We start from the raw sequence: 20,580 nt of genomic DNA, 5'->3' as shown, positions 1-20,580 counted from the left end.
TCTGTGGGCCGGCGTCGGGCTGGTGCGCGGCGGCGCCGGCACGGCGCTGGTCGGCACGCCGGAACAGATCGCCGGGCGCATCCGCGAATACCAGGCGATCGGCATCGATACCATCATCGGCTCGGGCTATCCGCATCTCGAGGAGGCCTACCGCGTCGCCGAGCTTCTGTTTCCGAAACTCGGGCTCGGCACCAGGCGGCAGCGGGCGCATGAGAACATCGCCAACGAATTCTCGGTCGGCTTCCATGGCGCCAACCGCCTGCAGGCTTCGTCATGAGCTTTTCCACGCGCCTGCATAGCAACGCCACCGGCTGGCTGCTGCCGGCGCTGGTGATTGCCGGCTGGGAGATTGCCAGCCGCGCCGGCGTCATGCCGGCCAACGTGCTGCCGGCGCCCAGCGCGGTCGCCGAGGCCTTCTGGCGGCTGACGCTGTCGGGCGAACTGATCCGCAACATCGGCGTCTCGACCGCGCGCGCCCTTGCCGGCTTTGCCGTCGGTGGCTCGATCGGTTTTGCGCTCGGCCTTGCCAACGGGCTATCGACGCTCAGCCGCGGCCTGACCGACACGACGCTGCAGATGATCCGCAACATTCCGCATCTGGCGCTGATCCCGCTGGTCATCCTGTGGTTCGGCATCGACGAGGAAGCCAAGCTGTTCCTGGTGGCGCTCGGCGTGTTCTTTCCGATCTACGTCAACACGCTGCTCGGCATCCAGAGCGTCGACCCACAGCTGGTCGAGATGGGCCGCGTCTACGGCATGGACCGTCGCACGCTATTCTTCCGCGTCATCCTGCCCGGCGCGCTGCCGGCGATCTTCGTCGGCCTGCGCTATGCCCTGGGCATCATGTGGCTGACGCTGATCGTCGCCGAAACCATCTCGGCCAGTTCGGGCCTCGGCTACATGGCCATGCAGGCGCGCGAATTCCTGCTGATCGATGTCGTCGTGCTGTCGATCCTGATCTACGCGCTGCTCGGCAAGCTCGCCGACAGCCTCGCCCGCCTGCTTGAGCGGCTGTCGCTTGGCTGGCATCCGGCCTTCCAGAACGGATGAGAGATTGCCCATGACCGCCGCCAGCCTGACCGCAGCCCGTTCCTTCGTCGCCACGCCGGTGCGGCCGATCGGCTCCGTCGAAGGACAGCGGGCCTTTGCCTTCAGGCATGCCGGCAAGCGCTTCGGCGACAAGACCGTGCTCGACGGCATCGACCTGGACGTGCCGGCCGGGCAGTTCCTTGCCGTCATCGGCAAGAGCGGCTGCGGCAAGAGCACGCTGTTGCGGCTTCTGGCCGGGCTCGACCGGCCGACATCGGGATCGCTGTCCTTCGGCGTCGAAGAGGAAGGACACAGCCGCACGCGCTTCATGTTCCAGGAGCCGCGGCTCCTGCCCTGGGCCAGCGTGGTGGAAAACGTCGAGGTCGGGCTGACCGGCATCGCCACCGGTAGCGAAGCGAGGCACCGCGCGCTCGACATCCTCGGCGAGGTCGGGCTTGCCGACCGGGCCGACGAATGGCCTTCGGTGCTGTCCGGAGGTCAGAAGCAGCGCGTGGCGCTGGCCCGCGCGCTGGTCGGCCACCCGCAGATCCTGGCTCTCGACGAGCCGCTCGGCGCACTCGACGCCCTGACCCGCATCGAGATGCAGCAGCTTCTGGAACGCATCTGGATCGCGCAGAAGTTCACGGCCGTGCTGGTCACGCATGATGTCGCCGAAGCGGTCGCGCTCGCCGACCGGGTCGTGGTGATCAGCGAAGGCCGGATCGCGCTCGATCTGGATGTGCCCGTGGAACGGCCGCGCCGGCGCGGTTCGGTGGAACTGGCCCGGCTGGAGGGCAAGATTCTGGATCGGCTGTTCGGGTAGGGCTGTCGGGGGCAGGCCCTGGAGGACCGCCTTCCCCCACTCCGTCGCTGCTTCGCAGCGCCACCTCTCCCCCCTCCGGAGGGAGAGGAAAGGAGCCAAGGTCGGCGAGCTCGCGCTTTTCCTCTACCCCGTCGATCGGGGGAGAGGTGGCCCGAAGGGCCGGAGTGGGGGTCGACGTTTCATCAAGCTCACCCGCTTGACCGGTTCGCCCACACCAACCCGATCAGCCCGACCAGCATGGTGACGACGCCGATATAGAGCCATTGCGACTGGCCGGTCATGAAGCTGCCGCCGACAACGCCGATGCCTTGCAGCGACCACAGCGCGCCGACGGCAAGCACAATCAACGCCAGCAGATTTTTGGTCAGCCTCATTGCCGGATCTCCCTTTTGAAGTCGATTGGTTGCAGCATCGGGACCGCGATAAAAGAGCCAAAGGAAGTGGCCCGGCCGCGCCGAGCTCTACTTGGATATTAATGTTCGATCTTGTCAAACGGATGCCCGATAGCAACACAAAGATCATCGTTGATTGATCATCGCGTGCCGGAAAATCCCTGACAGACTGTTACCCAGCGACTCCAAACGTGTGCCATTGCCACGGAACCGCCAGATCACTGCCGCATTTCCCGCCTTATTTGGCACCTAACGGCTGGGGTCTGTCAAAAACGGAGCCATCCCCCAAATATGAAGAACCCAAAACAGACCGCGATTGTCGCGGTAACGATCGCTGCTGGCCTGATGGTCGGCGCTTCTTCGGCGACCGCCGCCGCCCAGTGCGGCCGCGCCTCGTGGTACGCCCTGCACTCCAGAACCGCCTCGGGCGAGCGCATGAACCCGTCGGCGATGACCGCCGCGCATCGCACCTTGCCTTTCGGCACCAAGCTCAGGGTTACCAACAAGAACAACGGCCGCAGCGTCGTCGTGCGCATCAACGATCGCGGTCCGTTCATCAAGGGACGCGTGCTCGACCTGTCGAAGGGCGCGGCCGGCCAGCTCGGCTTCATCGGCTCCGGCCACACTTCCGTGTGCATGGCGCGCGTCTAGAGCTTCCTGTGTCCGGCAAGGGCCGGACACATTACCTACACATTTCGCAGCCGCACACTGAGCCGGCTGGCACCGTTCGGCCCCGATTTCCATGGCCTTGAACCAAAGAAGCATTGGTCACGCAGCGTGACGTATTGCATCGCAGCAATTAGTTGTTAACTTCCCCGCGAGACATTTAGGCTCGGCGCTGCTCGTCGTCCCTTCGGTCGCAGGCAGCAGCGGGGTTTCTCGATGTTCTACCAGCTCTATGAGATGAACCACGCCGCCCTGCAGCCGGCGCGCCTCTATGCCGACGCGGTGCGGATGTTCTACTCCAATCCGCTCAATCCGTTTTCCCACACGCAATGGGGCCGTTCGATCGCGGCGACGGCCGAACTGTTCGAGCGCACCACGCGCCGCTACGGCAAGCCGGCCTTCGGCCTGAGCAAGACCGTGGTCGACTGGAAGAGCGTCGAGGTCGCCGAGAAGACCGTCTGGTCGAAGCCGTTCTGCAATCTCGTGCGCTTCGAGCGCGCTGTCCCCGCCGGGCGCAAGCCCGATCCGAAGCTTCTGATCGTGGCGCCGATGTCTGGCCATTATGCGACGCTGCTGCGCGGCACGGTGGAAGCGATGCTGCCCTATGCCGACGTGCACATCACCGACTGGGTCGATGCCCGCATGGTGCCGCTTGCCGACGGCCAATTCGATCTCGACGACTACATCGACTATGTCATCGACATGCTGCACACGCTGGGGCCGGACACGCATGTGATGGCGGTGTGCCAGCCTTCCGTGCCGGTGCTGGCCGCCGTGGCGCTGATGGAATCCAAGGGCGACCCGTTCGTGCCCTCGACGATGACCTTGATGGGCGGGCCTATCGACACGCGCAGCAACCCGACCGCGGTCAATCTGCTGGCGCAGGAAAAAGGCATCGACTGGTTCCGCGACAATGTCGTGATGCATGCGCCGTGGCCGGTGCCAGGCTTCGGCCGCGAGGTCTATCCAGGCTTCCTGCAGCTGTCCGGCTTCATGAGCATGAACCTCGATCGCCACATCATCGCCCACAAGGACTTCTTCATGCATCTGGTGAAGCATGATGGCGACAATGCCGAGAAGCACCGCGATTTCTACGACGAGTATCTGGCGGTCATGGACCTGACGGCCGAATTCTACCTGCAGACCGTCGACACCGTCTTCGTGCGGCAGGCCTTGCCAAAGGGCGAGATGACGCATCGCGGCACCAGGATCGATCCGTCGGCGATCCGCAACGTCGCGCTGTTCACGGTCGAAGGCGAGAACGACGACATATCAGGCCTTGGCCAGACCAAGGCGGCGCATGATCTTTGCCCCAATATCCCGGCTGAGCGGCACGCCCACTACATGCAGCCGGCGGTCGGCCATTACGGCGTGTTCAACGGTTCTCGCTTCCGCTCCGAAATCGTGCCGCGCATCGTCGACTTCATCACCAGCTATGGCCGCCAGGAGCGTGTCGCGGTGAAGCCGAAGCTGGTCCGCGCCGCCAAGAGATAATGCACGTCGTCCAAAATTGCGGGTTTTGGGACGATGACCTGCATAAAACCAAGCTTAACGGCGACAAACCGTGCGATTGACCGGTAAAAGCCGGCCGGCTGGCTGATTCTGTTGCACAAGTGCCGCTGTCCAGCCCCTCGGGTAACCATGCCGACAATCCGACCGTCGTCGTAATTGACACGGACTGTAAATCCCCCTTAACCTTTCGTTAATAACAAAGGGTGAGCGGGGACAATGATTTCCTCATCGATGGCGCGACGGCTGCGCGTGTATGTGGCGGCCGGGCTGGCAATGACGGCGGGCTGGGTGGCACCGGCCCTGGCGGGTGGAGCGATGGCGACCGGGGGGCTCACCTCGCAGCCGATCGGCCACTATGATTTCTGCAAGCTGCATCCGGGCGAGTGCTCGATCCGCCCGGCCAATCTGGCGCCGGCTCCGATGACCGACGCGCTGATGCGCAAGCTTCTCAATGTCACCGCCAGGGTCAACGCCGCTGTCAAGCCGATGAGCGACATGGACATCTACGGCAAGGACGAGGTCTGGGCCTATCCCGACAAGGGCGTCGGCGATTGCGAGGACTATGTGCTGGAAAAGCGACGCCAGCTTTCGCGCATGAGCATCTCGCTTGCCGATCTTCTGATCACCGTCGTGCGCAAGCCCGACGGCGAGGGCCACGCCGTGCTGACGGTGCGCACCGACGAGGGCGACTATGTGCTCGACAATCTGACCGACAAGGTCAAGCCATGGGACGCGACCGGCTATCGCTTCCTCAAGCGGCAGGCGATCGACAACACCGGCCGCTGGGTCTCGATCCGCGGTGGCCAGCAAGTTCTGGTCGGCGCGGTTCAGTAGGCACCAGCAACGGCGGCTTCCCTAGGGGCGGCATCCAACGCTTCGTCATCCCAGGGCGGAGCAGGAGCGAAGCTCCGTCGCGAAGACCCGGGATCCATGCCGTGATGCCGATGAAGAACGCTGCGGCGCAGGAACAGGCGCCTGCAATCGTCATACCGTCATCACCAGATCTTTTGCCCCGTCGCGACGCTCGCAACTCGCGGCATGGATCCTCGGGTCTGCGCGCCCGCTCCGCCCGTGGATGACGAAATCGATGGGCCCTCCGCCAGAATTCGCATTTCTCCGTGAACCATTTCGCTCCGGCCAGCGACACACAGCCGTGAACCGAAACCAACCATGGAGACTTCAGATGACTGCTTTTCTGCGAAACACCCTTCTTGCCGCTATCGCGGTGTCGAGCATGGCCGGATCCGCCATGGCCGATCAGACCACCAGCTGTGCCAAAACCAACCTCAACGACCTCTGGGCCGGCCGCTGTTGCGGTGATGCCGGGGCGTCGGACTGCCTGGGCGGCGGAAACAATGGCCACGACCACGGCGATCATGGCCGGGGTGGAAATGGCGGCACCGCCGGCAAGAAATGATCTCACCACTGTGCCCGCCGGCGGGCCGCCGGCGGGCAGTGTCCTCGTGAGGCAGGCGAACTTGTACCGGCGCGGACCGTCAGGCTACGGCCGCTGGTTTAACGCCGCGCGGATCGATGCGGTGATGCGGCGAAGCTCGGTTTCGTCGAGTTTCTCGATGTTTTCCGCCAGCAGATTGGCGAGCTCGGTGGCGGCGGGGGAAAGACCCGACGTGTCGAGTTTTACACGCGGGTGCGAGGCCTCGGCCAGCCGCGCCAGTTCCTCGGCATCGTCCCAGATGATGTTGAAATAGCCGATGATCTTCTGGATCAGCGTCCAGGTCGGGGCGCCTCGCCTGCCATGTTCGAGCGCCGACAGATAGGCGGCGCTGACGCCGATCGCCGCCGCCATGTCCTTCTGGCGGACACCGCGTTCGCTTCTCAGCGTCCGCAGCTTCTCGCCGAACGGGGTCATGCGCCCGTCCTCATGAACGGACCCGCCGCAGGCGGATATAGAGCGCACCCGAACCGCCATGATTGCGGGCGGCATGATCGTGGCTGGAGACGAGCGGCCGGAAGGCAGGCGTCGACAGCCAGGCCGGCACGGCGCGCCGCAACACGCCATCGCCGCCGGAAGACGAGCCCTTGCCAGTGATGACCAGGACATAGCGGACGCCGCCGGCATGCGCCCGGTGCAGGAACGAGAACAGCAGCGAGTAGGCTTCGTCCTGCGTCATGCCGTGCAGATCGACGCGGCCCTCGATCGGCAGCCGGCCCTTCGACAATTTGTCCAGCGTCGGTTCGTCGAGGCGGTGCGTGACATGCTGCGCCTTCGGCTTCGCGGTCCCTGCGACATTGGCGACGGGCTGGGCGGGCTGCGACTGGCTTGGCTTGGCCTCGGCAGGAATTTCGGGGATGTCGACGGCAAATTTCCCCTTCAGCGGCTTGGCCGTGCGCGCCACCAGGTTCCACAGAACCCGGTCGTCCTCGCTGAGCTTGTCCGGGCGCCGGGTCATCGGACCGCACCCGCAATGAGCGCGCGCGGCACCAGCGCATAAAAATCCGCGGCATTGCGGACCACGCCGGCGATCTCGCCGGCAGCATCGCCCGAACCGGCGAACAGGTCGCCCCGCGCCGGCCCGGTGATGGCGGAGCCAGTGTCCTGCGCGATCATCAGGCGCCGGAATGGTTTTGCGTCGAAGGCGGCGAGCGTCGGCGCGTCGATGTAAAAGGGCGTGCCGAATGTGTGCAGCAGGCGGTCGACGGCGATCGAGCGGCCCGGCGTCAGCGGCACCTTGGCGGCGGCGATCGGACCAAGGGCAACGTCCTCGACATCGGCCGGGCGGAAGAAAATGTAGGAGCGGTTCTGCCACAGGATCTCGTCGACGCGGTCCGGATGCGCCTTGAACCATGCGCGGATCGATTGCATCGTCACTTCCGCCAGCGGGATCTCGCCAATCTCGCTCAAGATCCTGCCGGGTCCGGTGAAGCGCTGGCCGGATTTGGCGGCATAGGTGACGCGGGCAAGCCGGCCGTCGGTCATGGCGAGGCGTGCGGCACCTTGCACGTGAATGAAGAAGGCATCGACCTTGTCGGCCAACCAGGCGATTTCCAGGCCCTTGCCATCAAGCGCGCCGCGCTCGATCTCGCCACGGTCATGATATTCGACCGGCCCGTTCGGCGTCTGGCGCGCGAAAGCGAGATAGGGGTCCAGGCCCGGCGGCCGGTTTGCGTCATCGATATCGACGAGATCGGCCGGGCGCGACAGCAGCGGCACCGAAAACCGGTCCGTGCGCACCGGTGACGCCTCGACTTGCGGTTCATAGAAACCGGTGACGAGCCCATTTTCGGCAGGGATAAGCGCCGGGACAAAATGGCGCTCGAAGAAGGCGCGGGCCTCCCCGCGGGTCAAAACCGGCGACCGATTCGCCGGCGAAACGGTCCGGGCCTCGGCGTAGGCATCCGCAAAGGCGTCGAAGTCGACGCCGAGCGCGCCGCTGCGATAGGGTTTGGTCAGGACATGGAAGGCGGAGCGGCGAAAGGCGGCGAAGGCCGCCGAATGGTCGTCATCGTTCCAGCCGGGCAGATCGCCGAAGGCTTTCTCGACAAAAAGAGGCGATAGCGACACCGGAGCCTCGCCGCGTATTCCCTAGTCTTCTTCCTCGGTGGCGACGAGCTTCCAGTTCGGATCGCGCGAGCGCGTGTCACGGGCGAAGGTCCAGACATCCTTGACCTCGGCGACGGTTTCCGGGTCGCCGTCGATGACGGCACCGGCCTTGTCGCGGGTCGCCGAAATCAGCTCGCTGATGATGCGCAGCGTGACATGCGCCTCGCCGCCCTTCATCTCGGCCGAGACGATATCGGCCTTGTCGATGCCGACGAAGGAGGACTGGATCTTTTCCGCCTTGGCCTCGCGCTCGCCGATGGCGGCGACAAAACCGTCATAGACCTCGCGCGACAACAGGTTCTTCAGCGTTTTGCGATCGCCGTCGGCATAGGCCATGACGATCATCTCATAAGCCATCTTGGCGCCGTCGACGAAACCCTTCGGCTCGAAGGACGGATCATTGTCCTTGATCGTGCGCAGGCCCTTGTTGAGGTCGGTATCGGGCTTGGCGAAAGCGTCGATCGCGGCATAGGCGTCGGGAGCCGGCTCGCCTGGCGGACGCTTGCGCGGCAGCGAGACGACGTTTTCGGATTTCTGGGCGGCATCCTTGTCGTTGGTGCGAGCCGCCGAATAGGGATCGAAGGGCGGCCGTTCGCTGCCGGTGCGGCGGCCCAGCACATTGCGCAGCTGGAAAAAGATGACCACCGCCGCAATCAGGAAGAAAATCGTGCCGAAGTCGAAGAATCCCATATCTTCCGCCAATCAATCCCTGCCCTGTGGCCGGACCGTCAGGCCCAATGGCCGCGGTCGCATAGCGTTCAACATTCAAAGCATATAGAACGCAAGGCGCAATCATTCAAATCAAAGGCAGGCATACCTATCTAACAGCCTCAGTGCCAGCGGCGATTGCCAGCTGGCGGCCAAAACAATCAAAACGGTCATAACGATCGAAAAAGGTTGGCAAGACTTGCGCATTTCGTTGCTTCCCTTCTTTCTCCTTGCACTGCCGCTGCTGGAAATTGCCGGTTTCGTCATCGTCGGCCGCGAGGTCGGCGCGCTGGCGACGGTCGGCCTCGTGCTGGCCTCGAGCATCGCCGGCGTGCTTTTGCTCCGATACCAGGGTTTTGGTGTCATGGCCCGCATCCGCACCGAGATGGCGGCCGGCCAGAACCCCAGCCGCCACCTTGCGCACGGCGCCATGATCGTGGTTGCGGCGATCCTCCTGATCATCCCCGGCTTTATCACCGACATCATCGGCCTGCTGCTGTTTCTGCCGCCGTTGCGCGACTTTGCCTGGAGCCGGTTCAAGGGCCGCATTGTCGTCGCTACCGATTTCTCGACCGGCGGTTTTCGTGGCCGCCAGCGCGACAGGGTCATCGACCTCGAAGACGGCGACTATTCGCGCGAGGACGATCTGAAGCGCGGCCCGGATCACAACTCGCCGTGGCGCCGCCTGAAGGACGATTAACGCGCCGTCCCATCTCCATGCCGCAGCCGGGAAGCAAGGCGGCAAACCTTGTCTTGTCATCCCCGCCATGGTAGCGAACGCCCGATTTCAATTCGGTCAGCGACGCTGCCCAGGCAAGAGGACAAGGCTTATGGCCAGCAAAGATGACGCGCCGGTCGGCGCAGCCAACGGAAACGGCAATGCGGCGCAGCCGTCGCTCAACGTTCTGGCGCAATATGTGAAGGACCTGTCCTTCGAAAGCCCCGGCGCGCCGAATTCGCTGCGCGGCCGCGACAAGGCGCCGGGCATCGCCATCAATGTCAACGTCAACGCCAACCCGCTCTCCGACAAGCAGTTCGACGTCAATCTGACGCTCAACGCCAAGGCGTCCTTCGACCAGGAAGTGCTGTTCAATGTCGAGCTGGTCTATGGCGGCGTGTTCGCCATCGCAGGCTTTCCGCAGGAACACATGCTGCCGATCCTGTTCATCGAATGCCCGCGTCTTTTGTTCCCGTTCGCCCGCCAGATCATCGCCGAGGCAACCCGCAATGGCGGCTTCCCGCCGCTGATGCTCGACCCGATCGACTTCGCGCAGATGTTCCAGCAGAAGCTGGCGGAGGACCAGGCGTCGTCGAAGGTCCAGGTGAGCTGAGGCCTACTGTCTCGTAAGCGTTTGAAAAGCCCGGCCTTGCGCCGGGTTTTTTGTTTGGTGCTGGCGGGACAGCGAATCCTGACGAAGGCACGGTAGCTGCTGCCACCTTCACCCCCGCCAACCTCAATCATATGTCAAATCCGTCGCCTTGCCGCCGAACACCCGGTAGGCATAGAACGAATAGAAGATGATGATCGGCAGCACGACCACGGTGCCGGCCAGGATGATGGCCAGGCTTTCCGGTGCCGAGGCCGCCTGCCAGATGGTCAGGCGATCCGGCACCACGAACGGGTAGAACGACCAGGCGAGGCCGGCAAAGCCGAGCGCGAAGATGGCGGCCAGCGTCAGGAACGGCGTCAGCGAATGGCGGTCGTCGGGCTTCGGCAGGTGGAAGGTCTGCCGCCACAGCCACAGGAACAAAAGCGCCGACAGGATCGGCAGCGGCGACAGATAAAGCATCTCCGGCCAGACGAACCATTTGTCGAAGATGCGCGGGCTGGCGAAGGGCGTCGCCAGCGACACCGCGGCCATGCCGAGCGCGGTCAGCACCAGCGTCGTGCGCAGCCAGCGCACCGCCTTCTTCTGCAGCTCGCCTTCGGTCTTGTAGATCACCCAGGCGGCGCCCATCGCCGCGTAGGCGGCGGCAAGGCAGAACGCCACCAGCACGCCGAACGCCATGCCGCCGAGGCCGACATCGAGGCCGAGCACATAGACACCCAGCATGTAGCCCTGCGCCAGCGAGGCGATGAGCGAACCCAGGAAGAAAATACGGTTCCAGCGATGCTTCCGGCCAGCTGGCACCTTGGCGCGGAAATCGAAGGCAACGCCGCGCAGGATCAGCCCGAGCAAAAGCACGAAGACCGGAATGTAGAGCGCCGTCAGGATGACGCCATGCGCCAGCGGGAAGGCGACCAGCAGCAGGCCGACGGCCAGCACCAGCCAGGTTTCGTTGGCGTCCCAGAACGGGCCGATCGCGGCGATCATCGTATCCTGTTCGGCGTCTTCGGCGGCGGCGAACAGGATGCCGATGCCGAGATCGAAACCATCGAGAATGACGTAGATCAGGATGGCGAGGCCCATCAGGCCGGCGAAGATGAGGGGAAGCGCGGTTGGCCAGTCGAAGCTCATCTTCTTCTCCTACTCGCCAGCCGCCGGCTGTGACATGGCGGCGTTCATGACGCCCGGCAGCGGCGATGAATCGCCGTCCTTCGCCGCCTTCAGCGCCAGGTGCACCAGCACGCCGAGATAGGCGATCAGCAAAAGCACATAGAGAACGAGGTAGGTCGCCAGCGTCAGCGCGACATGGCTGCCCGCCACCGGGCCGACCGCGTCTCCCGTTTTCAGCACGCCCGTCACCAGCCAGGGCTGTCGGCCGATTTCGGTGGTGTACCAGCCGGCCAGCGTTGCCAGCCAGCCCGACAGCGCCATCGGTACCATCAGCATGGCGAGCGGCTTCGGCAGGCTGTGCCGGCGCTTGAGGAAGAAGGCGGCCGACCACGAGACGAGCAGCATCAATATGCCTGTGCCGACCATCACGCGGAAACCCCAGAACACCGGAAAGACCGGCGGATGGTTGCCGGGATAATCGTTCAGTCCCGGCACGACACCGCTGGTCGAGTGCCGCAGCACCAGGCTGGCGCCGTCGGGAATGGCGATCTCGAATTTGTTTTCCTTCGCGGCCTCGTCGGGAAGCGCAAAAAGCACCAGCGGCACGTTGGGGCCGGTGTTCCAGTTGGCTTCCATGGCGGCGATCTTCTGCGGCTGGTGCTCCAGCGTGTTCAGCCCATGCTGGTCGCCGGCGAAGATCTGGATCGGGATCAGGATCGCGGCCGTGAAGACGCCGGTGCGCAGCGCCTTCCACATCGATTCCGAACGGTCGCCGGTGAGATAGCGCAGCGCCGACAGGCCAGCGATCAGGAACGACACCGTCAGCCCGGACGCCAGCAGCATGTGGGTCAGCCTGTAGGGCATCGACGGGTTGAAGATGATTGCCCACCAGTCGACCGCATGCGCCACGCCGTCGCGCATCTCGAAGCCGGCCGGCGTCTGCATCCAGGAATTGAGCGCGATGATCCAGAACGCCGAGACGGTGGTGCCGCCGGCGACAAGCACCGTCGCCAGCGTGTGGATGCGGTTGGAAACGCGGCGGAAGCCGAACAGCATGATGCCGAGGAAGGCCGCTTCGAGGAAGAAGGCGGTGAGGATCTCGTAGGCCAGCAGCGGCCCGGCGATGTTGCCGACCTTTTCCATGTAGCCCGGCCAGTTGGTGCCGAACTGGAAGCTCATGGTGACGCCCGAAACCACGCCCATGGCAAAGGACAGCGCGAACACCTTCACCCAGGTGAAATAGGCGCGCATCCAGGCGGAATCGTTGGTCGCGTTGTAGCGCAGCTTGAAGAACAGCAGCACCCAACCCAGCGCAATGGTGATCGTCGGAAATAGAATGTGGAATGAAATATTCGCGCCGAACTGGATACGCGAAAGTATGAGCGGGTCCATGATGGGCTCCGGCTGCTGCAAATACTCGCGAAGAATAGGCCCGAAGCGAGTTCAGGTCAAAGCGGCGTCCTGCCGCGAGGCTGAACGCCACAGGACAATTTTCCCGGTTGCATGCCGCGCAACTCCGGGCCTGTGCGCCGCACCTGCAATGGCCGGCCTGCAACGATTGTCGAGAACTGTCAGCAGGGCATTGGCTTGCGGTTGCAAGCACCGACATTCGGCCTATATCAGGGGACCTCTTTCAAGCAGCCGTTTTCATCCATGCCTTCCATCCTGTCCATTTCCGGCGTCTCCAAGACCTACGCCACCGGTTTTACCGCGCTCAAGGAAGTCAATCTCGACATTCAGCGCGGCGAAATCTTCGCGCTGCTTGGGCCCAATGGCGCCGGCAAGACGACGCTGATCTCGATCGTCTGCGGCATCGTCAACCGCTCGTCGGGCACCGTCACCGTCGACGGCCACGACATCAACAAGGATTATCGCGCCGCGCGCGGTCTGATCGGGCTTGTGCCGCAGGAACTGACCATCGATGCCTTCGAGAGCGTCTGGGCGACGGTCAATTACAGCCGTGGCCTGTTCGGCAAGCCGGCCAACCACGGCTTTGTCGAGAAGGTGCTGCGCGATCTCTCACTGTGGGACAAGAAGGACGCCAAGGCGATCACCCTGTCGGGCGGCATGAAGCGCCGGCTGATGATCGCCAAGGCGCTGTCGCATGAGCCGCGCATCCTGTTCCTCGACGAGCCGACCGCCGGCGTCGACGTCGAGCTGCGCCAGGACATGTGGGCGATGGTGCGCCGGCTGCGCGAGGACGGCGTCACCATCATCCTCACCACGCACTATATCGAGGAAGCCGAAGCGATGGCCGACCGCGTCGGCGTCATCAACCGCGGCGAGATCATCCTGGTCGAGAACAAGGCCGAACTGATGCGCAAGCTCGGCCGCAAGCGGCTGGTGCTGGAACTGCGCAATCCGCTGACGGCCATTCCCGAGGCGCTCTCGCGCTATGCGCTGGAATTGTCGCCCGATGGCGGGCAGCTGACCTACACCTATGACAACCAGGCCGAGCGACCCGGCGTCGCCTCGTTGATGCGCGATCTCGAGGCCGGCGGCATCCAGTTCCGCGATATCGACACGCAAAACTCTTCGCTCGAGGAGATCTTCGTCAATCTGGTGAGGAGGGAGCCATGAACCTTCGCGCAGTATGGGCGATCTACCGGATGGAAATGGCACGTGCTTTCCGCACCGTGCTGCAGAGCATCGTCTCGCCGGTCATCTCGACGTCGCTGTATTTCGTCGTCTTCGGCTCGGCCATCGGCTCGCGCATCACCGAGATCGACGGCATCAGCTACGGCGCCTTCATCGTGCCGGGTCTGATCATGCTATCGCTGTTGACGCAGTCGATCTCCAACGCCTCCTTTGCCATCTATTTCCCGAAATTCGTCGGCTCGATCTACGAGCTTCTGTCGGCGCCGGTCTCCTATCTGGAGATCGTCATCGCCTATGTCGGCGGTGCCGCGACCAAGTCGATCATCCTCGGCCTGATCATCCTGGCCACCGCCTCGCTGTTCGTGCCGCTCACCATCCTGCATCCGTTCTGGATGCTCGCCTTCCTGGTGCTGACGGCGGTGACCTTCAGCCTGTTCGGCTTCATCATCGGCATCTGGGCGAAGAGTTTCGAGCAGCTGCAACTGGTTCCTCTGCTGATCATCACGCCGCTGACCTTCCTCGGTGGCAGCTTCTATTCGATCAACATGCTGCCCGAGGTCTGGCGCACGATCACGCTGTTCAACCCGGTCGTCTATCTGATCAGCGGTTTCCGCTGGAGCTTCTACGGCAAGTCCGACGTCTCGGTCGGCGTCAGCCTCGGCATGACGGTCGTCTTCCTGCTGATCTGTATAACGATCGTCGCCTGGATATTCAGGACAGGGTATCGGTTGAGGAATTGACGGCAGAACGCCGCCAGGTCTGTTGAGATTCAGGTCAGGCCGGCCTCACCTGAATATCGATACATCTAGATCGCCTTGACCAGCCGCAGCAACCCCAGCATCTCGACATACGTCCCCTTGCGGAAGGCGATGTAGACCGGCTCCTCGACACCGTGGAAGCGGCGCTTGAAGGCCGCCTGGCCCTGCAGGTTGAACCTGCGGCGATTGACCCAGGGCGAATCGTAGGCGCGCTGGAAGGCATTGCGCCAGAAATCGCTTTCGGCAAAGCCGCTTGGCCCGATATCGAGCATCGGCGACAGGCCGAGCGTGACCACCGAGATGCCCTCTTCGCGAAAACGATCGACGGCGAATTTGGTCAGGCCGACCTCGGCATGCGGCGAAGCGTCGATATGCTTGCGCTTGAAGGCCGTCGTGTAGCCGATGACCTTTCCGTTGCGGCACAGCGGGTCGAAGTCGAGCAGAGCGACCAGTCCGCCGTCGGGACCGTGCAGGACGAAACGGCGCATGTCGGTGCCGAGATGGTCGGCAAAGTGGCGGTTGAGAAAGCCCATCTCCCAGCGCTTGACGATGCGGTCGCCGCGCCAGTTTTCCGAAAGCCGGGCAATTTCATCCAGAAAAATCGTGCGCTTGTCCTCGTCGAACGAAAAGCCTTTCTTCAGCAGCCAGCGCTCGGAGTAGCGCACGGTCTCGTTGCGCTTCCCGGAAAAATCATGCTCGGGCAGGGTGAGGCGGGTGTCGATGCCGAGGCGATTGACCTTGTAGCCAAGGCCGGCCAGCACGCGTGCGGTTTCCTCGCCGACCTGCACGAACCACGGGCTGCCGGCGGTCTCGACGAAGCGCTTGATGTAATCGGCCCGACGCGCCGGAGCCGCCACCGGGTCGCCGAGCGCGAAATGGTGCTTCATCTTGGTACCGAAGGCGATGTAGCCGTCGGCGTCGCCGAAATAGGAGAGCTTGCCTTGCACGGCGGTGGAATAGGCGAGCGAGAAGTCGCCATAGCGGCGCACCAGTGCCAAGCGTTCGACATGGGTCAGCGCCTGCCGCTCGACCTCGGGCGCGGCGGCCTCAAGGATCTTGTCGAAATAGAACCGCAAGGAGGGCATGGTCGAGATTCCGCGTGCCGCCTACAGCGCCGGCCGTCCAGGACGCGCCAAGGTGCTGTAACACTTTGATTCTGCGCATGACTCGAAAATCGGAGTCGATTTCGGGCATGCGCGTGGGGATAACCGAGACCCGCCAGCCACCCCGAGCCTCGAATCAATCACATTGCCGCGACCTGATTACCGTTGATATCGCGCATATGCCATATAGAGCGCAACCGCGGCCCGGCGTACGGAGCTAATTCGCATCGCTCGAAATTTCGGCCGCGGTTTGCTGCAGGGATCCTGCGCGGGATCAAACGGTTACAGCGTCCTGCCAGCCTAGCGTCGAACGGGATTCGAGTGAATGACTGATACGACAATCAGATCGGTTGTGGATCTGCCGGCCAAGGTCGAGCCGGCAATCGTCGTCGGCGCCGGTGCTGCCGGGCTGGCCGTCGCGCACGCCTTGATGAACGCCGGCGTGCCGACGGCGATCCTGGAAAAGGAAAGCCGGTTGGCTGAGCCATGGCACCGGCGGCACAAGCAATTGCATCTCAACACCCACCGCGATCTTTCTTCGCTGCCTGGTCTCCCCTATCCCCCCGGCACCCCCGCCTTTCCGCACCGGACGGTCGTCATCCGCCACATGAATGATTTCAGGGAGGAAAACCGGCTGCCGGTGCAGTTTGGCGTCGCTGTCGAAGAGATTGCCTTCAAGGGCGATCACTGGGCGGTACGGACCGGCGCTGGCCTGCGGCTGGCCCGCAATGTCGTCGTCGCCACCGGCCGCGACAGGCAGCCGTTCATTCCCGAATGGAAAGGCATGAAGGATTTCGTCGGGCGCATCATCCATTCGGCGGATTTCGGTGACGCACAGGCCTATGCGGGCCAGAAAGTGCTGGTCGTCGGCGCTGGCAATTCGGGTTTCGATGCGCTCAATCATCTGGCCGGCATAGACACGGCCGCCATCTGGCTGTCGGCCCGCAGCGGTCCCGCCCTGCTGCCCAAGCGCATCGGCAAGATCGCCGTGCACCGGCTTTCGCCGTTCATGGCTCGCTTGCCGTTGCGGGTCGCCGACGCGGTGATGTCGGCGACGCAGCGCCTGGCTTTCGGCGACCTGACCAAATTCGGCCTGCCGCCCGCGCCTGCGGGCGGCGCCAGCCGCCTGACCTCGGATTACACCGCGATCGCCGCCGACGACGGCGCCGTCAGCGCCATAAAGGCCGGCAAGATCACCGTCGTACCCGGCATAAGGGAATTCACCCGTGACGGCGTGATCCTGGCCGATGGCAGCCTGATCTATCCTGACATCGTCATTGCCGCGACAGGCTACCGCACCGGGCTGGAGCCGATGGTCGGCAAGCTCGGCGTGCTCGACGCCAAGGGCGTTCCGCTCTTCAACGGCGGGCAAGCCGATCCGAAATTGCCCGGTCTGTGGTTCACCGGCATGCGGCCGAGCATTCGCGGCTGCTTCGCCAATGCCGGCATCCTGGCCAAGGCGATCGCCAAACGGATTGCGGGGTCGGCCTCGCACCAACCCGGCGCATCACGCTGATTTGGGTTCCAGCCGCCGGAAACCGACGGCCTCCATCAGCATGTCCTCTTCCTCCATGCCGGCATTGTGCAGGGCGAGCAGGTTAAGCGCGATTTCCCGCGCGTCGGCGGAATCGGGATGTGCCTCGCGCCGCCGGCAGGCCTCGTCGAACACGCGCTGCAGCTTGGCGATATCGGCTGGCTTGAGCAAGCCACGGTCATAGACGGACTTCGACATGGCGATCTCCTGATAAAGACCTAGGGCGCCATGTTTAAATTGCCAATCTTTCCCGAGGCTTGACCGACTTCACCCCATGCCGCGACTTCAAAGGGCGGCAGCGGTGCAAATCTGCTCCGCTGCTGCGCCCCATGCTGGAGGGCAATCAGACCGCGATCTTGCCGCCGCCCTGTCTGGTGATGGCGACCACCGACGGCCGCACCGGCATGTCGGGCTTGAAGTCGGGCCAGCGCGTCGACAGATCCTCATAGTAGGACGGGCGGCCGAACGCTTCCCAGTCCTCGCCGCCATCGCCCGGATGCTGGACGGCGACGAAGGCGGTCTGGTCGTCGGGCGCAAACAGCGGACCGCACATTTCGGCGCCGATCGGCACGCGGAAGAACAGTTTCGAGGTCGCCCGCGCCGCCCCTTCCGTGTCCACCGCCCACAGACCATCCGTGCGGCCGGTGGCTTTCGGGCCTTGGCCGTCGGTCGCGACCCAGAGACGCCCGGCCGAATCGACCGCGCAATTGTCGGGCATGCCGAACCAGCCATTGGCCGTCGTTGCCGTCGAGAAGGTGGCGCCGACATCGGCAACCGCCGGATCACCGCATTTCAGCAGCACTTCCCACTTGCCCTTGGCGGCGGTGAAATCACCGCCGTCCTCGGCGATCTCGATGATGTGGCCGAAGGCGTTTTCGGCGCGCGGGTTGGCGGCGTCTACCTGGTCGGCCTTGCGCTTCGAATTGTTGGTCAGCATGACATAGACCTTGCCGTTGACGGCATTGGGCTGGATGTCTTCGGGCCGGTCCATCTTGGTGGCACCGAGCAGGTCGGCGGCGCGGCGCGTCTCGATCAGCACGTCGGCCTGGCCAGTGAAACCGTTTTCAGCCGTCAGCGGTCCCTGGCCGAAGACGATCGGCAGCCATTCGACCGTGCCATCTTCGGCGAACCTGGCGACATGCAGCGTGCCATCATCGAGCAGGTCCCGGTTGGCGGCATGATCGTTCGGATCGAACGCGGCCTTGGTCACGAACTTGTAGACATAGTCGAAGCGCTCGTCGTCACCGAGATAGAAGACGACGCGGCCGTCCCTGGCGACAATCGCTTCGGCGCCCTCATGCTTGAAGCGGCCCATGGCGGTGCGCTTCCTCGGCGTCGAGGTCGGGTCGTTGACATCGACCTCGACGATCCAGCCGAAGCGGTTGGCCTCATTGGGCTCCTTGGCGAGGTCGAAACGCTCGTAATGCGCCGCCCATTCATAGGCGCCTTCGGGAATGCCGAGACGCTTGTAGTTCGCGGCTTCCTTGTGGCCTTCCGGCAACTCGCCGGAGAAATAGCCATGGATGTTCTCCTCGGCCATCACATAGGTGCCCCAGGGCGTGACGCCGCCGGCGCAATTGTTGAACGTGCCGAACACCTTGGTGCCGGACGGATCGGCATTGGTCTTGACGCGGTCATGGCCGGCAACCGGACCGGACAGCGCCATTTCGGTGTTGGAGGTGATGCGGCGATTGAGCTTGCCGTCGCGCACCACCTGCCATTTGCCTGATGCCTTGCGGATCTCGACGATGGTGCCGCCGTGAGCTGCCATTTCGACATCGACCTGCTCCTTCGAGAGGGGTGCGACTTCGGCCGACTTCTTGCCGTCCTTCTCGACGATCTTCACGATGCCGGGGAACATCAGATGCGGATTGGTGTATTCGTGGTTGACCACCAGCAGGCCATGTTCGGCCGAGCCGTCGACCGGGATGTAGCCGACATAATCGTTGTTGTAGCCGAACTGTTTCGCCTGGGCCTCGGCCGACTGTTTCGTCGGGTCGAAGTCGGGCGAATCGGCAAACAGCGGATCGCCCCAGCGCAGCAGCACATCGGCATCGTAACCCGGCGCGACGTGGTGCTTGTCGTCGATGCCGGCCTCGAGTTCGTCGAACGTGAAGGCCGAGCCTTCAGCGGCCCGGGCCTCGTCGGCGCTGATCAGCGCCAGCGGGCTGACGGTGGCGGCGATGGCCGAGACAGCCAGCGAACCCTTGAGGAAGCCGCGGCGCGAGAACCGCGCGGCGATGATCTCGCCCATGGTGCGGTTGTCGGAAGCGTTGATGGCCGGGCCGTCGTTTTCCTCGAGCAGGCTGGTGCGGAATCGGGTGTCGGGGGAGCGAAGGTCAGTCATGGCTTGCCTCTGGCTGTTGGATTGGCTGGAGCGTGGGTACCTGTTTGACCCCCTTATAATCGCCGGATCACATTTTCGTGACATCGGGAGACCTTTCAGACGCGACAGGCATTGCGCGCAGCGCTGGCTAAGCATTCCCGCAGACCGGAACTGCTCCAGAATCGCCGGTTCGAGATGAAAGGAGACCTTAGGCGGCATCTTGGCCGCGCATCCTGCGACGGCGGACGACATCAGTCGTTTGCAAAAAACAGATCAACGGGCAACTGCACCCTCGACAAGTCACCTCCGCCGCCCCCGGCGGAGGTGACTTGATGTTCGGCGTCTGCGGTCGTCAGGCATCGGGAAAGCCAGTCTCCCGTTTAGCGATGGCGGTCACGGCGCCGTTCATGCGAAGCTAATGTAGCATATACTTGGGACTTTAGTCCAACCTTGCGCTTGCAATGGTCCTGGTTGACAACCGCAACGGTCGGAGGTCGCTTCCGGGCGCCGCGTCTTTCGGCAATGTTGGTTGCACTGCAACGTTGGGGTGGGGCGCGCCGGGCTCAGTCGTCGGAGATCAGAATGCACAGATCGGTCACGACCCGTTGTTGCCGGCTGGCGCTCAAATCGGCAGCGGCGCTGGTGTTGACGATTGCGCCCTATCAAATTGTCCTGGACGGCTCCGTTTCCGGCATCCACACCGTCAGCGCATACGCCAAGGGTGGCGGTAACAGTGGTGGCGGTGGTGGCGGAGGCAACAGTGGGGGCGGCAACGGCGGCAATTCCGGCGGAAGCAATAGCGGGAACAGCGGCAACGGCAATGGGAATAACGGCAACAGCGGCAATAACGGCAACAGTGGCAACAACGGCAAATCAGGATCCAGTCAGGGTAAGAGCGGGAGCCATGTCAATGCAAAGACCGGTGACAAGGTCGACGTGACCGGCAACAAGATCACAGTCAGGCATCCCGACGGCATAACGGAAAAGCTCGAGAACGGTCGTTTCAGCATGAAGGACGCTCTCGGTCGCACGATCATCGACCGCCAGGCCACGCCGGCCGATGCCAATCGTCTCAAGGCCTTGTGAAGCTGGCCAACAGGCAACGGTCAGCTTTGCACGTCACCTCCGCCG

22 protein-coding genes and 1 pseudogene are annotated in these 20,580 nt (G+C 63.7%); 13 read left to right on the top strand and 10 right to left on the bottom strand.

Translation table 11 applies throughout. The features are described from left to right. The 3 genes and pseudogenes from EN955_RS10600 to EN955_RS10590 form a co-directional block, all read left to right on the top strand. Positions 1 to 277: pseudogene (locus EN955_RS10600) on the top strand (LLM class flavin-dependent oxidoreductase); the annotation flags it as partial. After that, the gene (locus EN955_RS10595; RefSeq protein ID WP_024502223.1) at positions 274 to 1,050 is read left to right on the top strand and encodes an ABC transporter permease subunit; all 777 of its coding nucleotides are present in this window, start codon (positions 274 to 276) and stop codon (positions 1,048 to 1,050) included. The pseudogene EN955_RS10600 and the gene EN955_RS10595, both read left to right, overlap by 4 nt. A 10-nt stretch (positions 1,051 to 1,060) precedes the next feature. Continuing rightward, positions 1,061 to 1,852, top strand: coding sequence for an ATP-binding cassette domain-containing protein (locus EN955_RS10590; protein WP_013528712.1), 792 nt, complete (start codon positions 1,061 to 1,063; stop codon positions 1,850 to 1,852). Between the two features lie 188 nt (positions 1,853 to 2,040). On the opposite strand, the gene EN955_RS34750 is transcribed toward EN955_RS10590, so the two are convergent. Continuing rightward, positions 2,041 to 2,226, bottom strand: a complete 186-nt coding sequence (locus EN955_RS34750) for a hypothetical protein (RefSeq protein WP_024502222.1) — start codon at positions 2,224 to 2,226, stop codon at positions 2,041 to 2,043. Positions 2,227 to 2,535: 309 nt separating this feature from the next. On the opposite strand from EN955_RS34750, the gene EN955_RS10580 reads away from it, so the two are divergent. The 4 genes from EN955_RS10580 to EN955_RS10560 all read left to right on the top strand — a co-directional run bounded on the left by EN955_RS10580 (position 2,536) and on the right by EN955_RS10560 (position 5,839). Then, complete coding sequence (locus EN955_RS10580) at positions 2,536 to 2,895, top strand: septal ring lytic transglycosylase RlpA family protein (RefSeq protein WP_013528714.1); 360 nt, start codon at positions 2,536 to 2,538, stop codon at positions 2,893 to 2,895. Positions 2,896 to 3,126: 231 nt separating this feature from the next. Beyond that, the gene (locus EN955_RS10575) at positions 3,127 to 4,404 is read left to right on the top strand and encodes a polyhydroxyalkanoate depolymerase (RefSeq protein WP_013528715.1); all 1,278 of its coding nucleotides are present in this window, start codon (positions 3,127 to 3,129) and stop codon (positions 4,402 to 4,404) included. A gap of 234 nt (positions 4,405 to 4,638) precedes the next feature. Then, positions 4,639 to 5,256 carry a transglutaminase-like cysteine peptidase gene (locus EN955_RS10565; protein WP_013528717.1) on the top strand — a complete coding sequence of 206 codons (618 nt, stop codon included), beginning with the start codon at positions 4,639 to 4,641 and terminating at the stop codon, positions 5,254 to 5,256. A gap of 415 nt (positions 5,257 to 5,671) precedes the next feature. Then, positions 5,672 to 5,839, top strand: coding sequence for a hypothetical protein (locus EN955_RS10560; RefSeq protein ID WP_245265299.1), 168 nt, complete (start codon positions 5,672 to 5,674; stop codon positions 5,837 to 5,839). A gap of 84 nt (positions 5,840 to 5,923) precedes the next feature. Here the strand turns inward: EN955_RS10560 and EN955_RS10555 are convergent, their stop codons facing one another. The 4 genes from EN955_RS10555 to EN955_RS10540 are packed head-to-tail and all read right to left on the bottom strand — an operon-like array spanning position 5,924 to position 8,674. Continuing rightward, positions 5,924 to 6,292 (bottom strand): helix-turn-helix transcriptional regulator, encoded by a 369-nt coding sequence (locus EN955_RS10555; protein WP_013528719.1) that lies wholly within the window; start codon positions 6,290 to 6,292, stop codon positions 5,924 to 5,926. 10 nt (positions 6,293 to 6,302) lie between these two features. Continuing rightward, positions 6,303 to 6,833: a Smr/MutS family protein gene (locus EN955_RS10550; protein WP_024502221.1), complete on the bottom strand. Its 531-nt coding sequence runs from the start codon at positions 6,831 to 6,833 to the stop codon at positions 6,303 to 6,305. Then, on the bottom strand, positions 6,830 to 7,945 hold the full coding sequence (locus EN955_RS10545) for a murein transglycosylase A (RefSeq protein WP_024502220.1): 1,116 nt from the start codon (positions 7,943 to 7,945) through the stop codon (positions 6,830 to 6,832). The genes EN955_RS10550 and EN955_RS10545 overlap by 4 nt, the downstream gene beginning before the upstream one ends. Positions 7,946 to 7,966: 21 nt before the next feature. Then, positions 7,967 to 8,674 (bottom strand): Tim44/TimA family putative adaptor protein, encoded by a 708-nt coding sequence (locus EN955_RS10540; RefSeq protein ID WP_024502219.1) that lies wholly within the window; start codon positions 8,672 to 8,674, stop codon positions 7,967 to 7,969. 217 nt (positions 8,675 to 8,891) lie between these two features. On the opposite strand from EN955_RS10540, the gene EN955_RS10535 reads away from it, so the two are divergent. Further along, positions 8,892 to 9,392: an FxsA family protein gene (locus EN955_RS10535; RefSeq protein WP_024502218.1), complete on the top strand. Its 501-nt coding sequence runs from the start codon at positions 8,892 to 8,894 to the stop codon at positions 9,390 to 9,392. 130 nt (positions 9,393 to 9,522) lie between these two features. Then, positions 9,523 to 10,023, top strand: coding sequence for a protein-export chaperone SecB (gene secB / locus EN955_RS10530; RefSeq protein WP_013528724.1), 501 nt, complete (start codon positions 9,523 to 9,525; stop codon positions 10,021 to 10,023). A 123-nt stretch (positions 10,024 to 10,146) separates the two neighbouring features. Here the strand turns inward: secB and EN955_RS10525 are convergent, their stop codons facing one another. Further along, entirely contained in the window at positions 10,147 to 11,151 is a 1,005-nt protein-coding gene (locus EN955_RS10525) for a cytochrome d ubiquinol oxidase subunit II (RefSeq protein WP_013528683.1), read from the bottom strand. 9 nt (positions 11,152 to 11,160) lie between these two features. Continuing rightward, positions 11,161 to 12,522 carry a cytochrome ubiquinol oxidase subunit I gene (locus EN955_RS10520; protein ID WP_024502217.1) on the bottom strand — a complete coding sequence of 454 codons (1,362 nt, stop codon included), beginning with the start codon at positions 12,520 to 12,522 and terminating at the stop codon, positions 11,161 to 11,163. Positions 12,523 to 12,783: 261 nt separating this feature from the next. Here EN955_RS10520 and EN955_RS10515 point away from each other — a divergent pair, with 261 nt between their 5' ends. Together EN955_RS10515 and EN955_RS10510 are read left to right on the top strand one after the other, a co-directional pair. After that, positions 12,784 to 13,710, top strand: a complete 927-nt coding sequence (locus tag EN955_RS10515) for an ABC transporter ATP-binding protein (protein ID WP_024502216.1) — start codon at positions 12,784 to 12,786, stop codon at positions 13,708 to 13,710. Then, positions 13,707 to 14,468, top strand: coding sequence for an ABC transporter permease (locus EN955_RS10510; RefSeq protein ID WP_013528680.1), 762 nt, complete (start codon positions 13,707 to 13,709; stop codon positions 14,466 to 14,468). Before EN955_RS10515 ends, EN955_RS10510 begins: the two co-directional genes overlap by 4 nt. 65 nt (positions 14,469 to 14,533) lie before the next feature. On the opposite strand, the gene EN955_RS10505 is transcribed toward EN955_RS10510, so the two are convergent. Then, a complete protein-coding gene (locus EN955_RS10505; RefSeq protein ID WP_013528679.1) occupies positions 14,534 to 15,571 on the bottom strand; it encodes a phosphatidylglycerol lysyltransferase domain-containing protein in 1,038 nt (345 codons plus the stop codon). Positions 15,572 to 15,914: 343 nt separating this feature from the next. Between EN955_RS10505 and EN955_RS10500 the strand changes: the two genes are divergently transcribed. Then, positions 15,915 to 17,105, top strand: a complete 1,191-nt coding sequence (locus EN955_RS10500; protein WP_024502215.1) for an NAD(P)/FAD-dependent oxidoreductase — start codon at positions 15,915 to 15,917, stop codon at positions 17,103 to 17,105. Here the strand turns inward: EN955_RS10500 and EN955_RS10495 are convergent. Both EN955_RS10495 and EN955_RS10490 read right to left on the bottom strand, forming a co-directional pair. Further along, the gene (locus EN955_RS10495; protein ID WP_024502214.1) at positions 17,097 to 17,321 is read right to left on the bottom strand and encodes a hypothetical protein; all 225 of its coding nucleotides are present in this window, start codon (positions 17,319 to 17,321) and stop codon (positions 17,097 to 17,099) included. The genes EN955_RS10500 and EN955_RS10495 overlap by 9 nt on opposite strands. A 145-nt stretch (positions 17,322 to 17,466) precedes the next feature. After that, a complete protein-coding gene (locus EN955_RS10490; protein ID WP_024502213.1) occupies positions 17,467 to 19,470 on the bottom strand; it encodes a PhoX family phosphatase in 2,004 nt (667 codons plus the stop codon). A gap of 561 nt (positions 19,471 to 20,031) precedes the next feature. Between EN955_RS10490 and EN955_RS10485 the strand changes: the two genes are divergently transcribed. Beyond that, positions 20,032 to 20,535 (top strand): hypothetical protein, encoded by a 504-nt coding sequence (locus tag EN955_RS10485; RefSeq protein WP_024502212.1) that lies wholly within the window; start codon positions 20,032 to 20,034, stop codon positions 20,533 to 20,535. The last annotated feature ends 45 nt before the right edge of the window (positions 20,536 to 20,580 follow it).

It is taken from the genome of Mesorhizobium sp. M7A.F.Ca.CA.001.04.2.1, assembly GCF_003998485.1.
In the GTDB taxonomy this organism is placed as follows: Bacteria; Pseudomonadota; Alphaproteobacteria; order Rhizobiales; family Rhizobiaceae; genus Mesorhizobium; species Mesorhizobium ciceri.
Note: the sequence above shows the minus strand (reverse complement) of the source record. Positions and strands in the feature narration are given on the sequence as shown.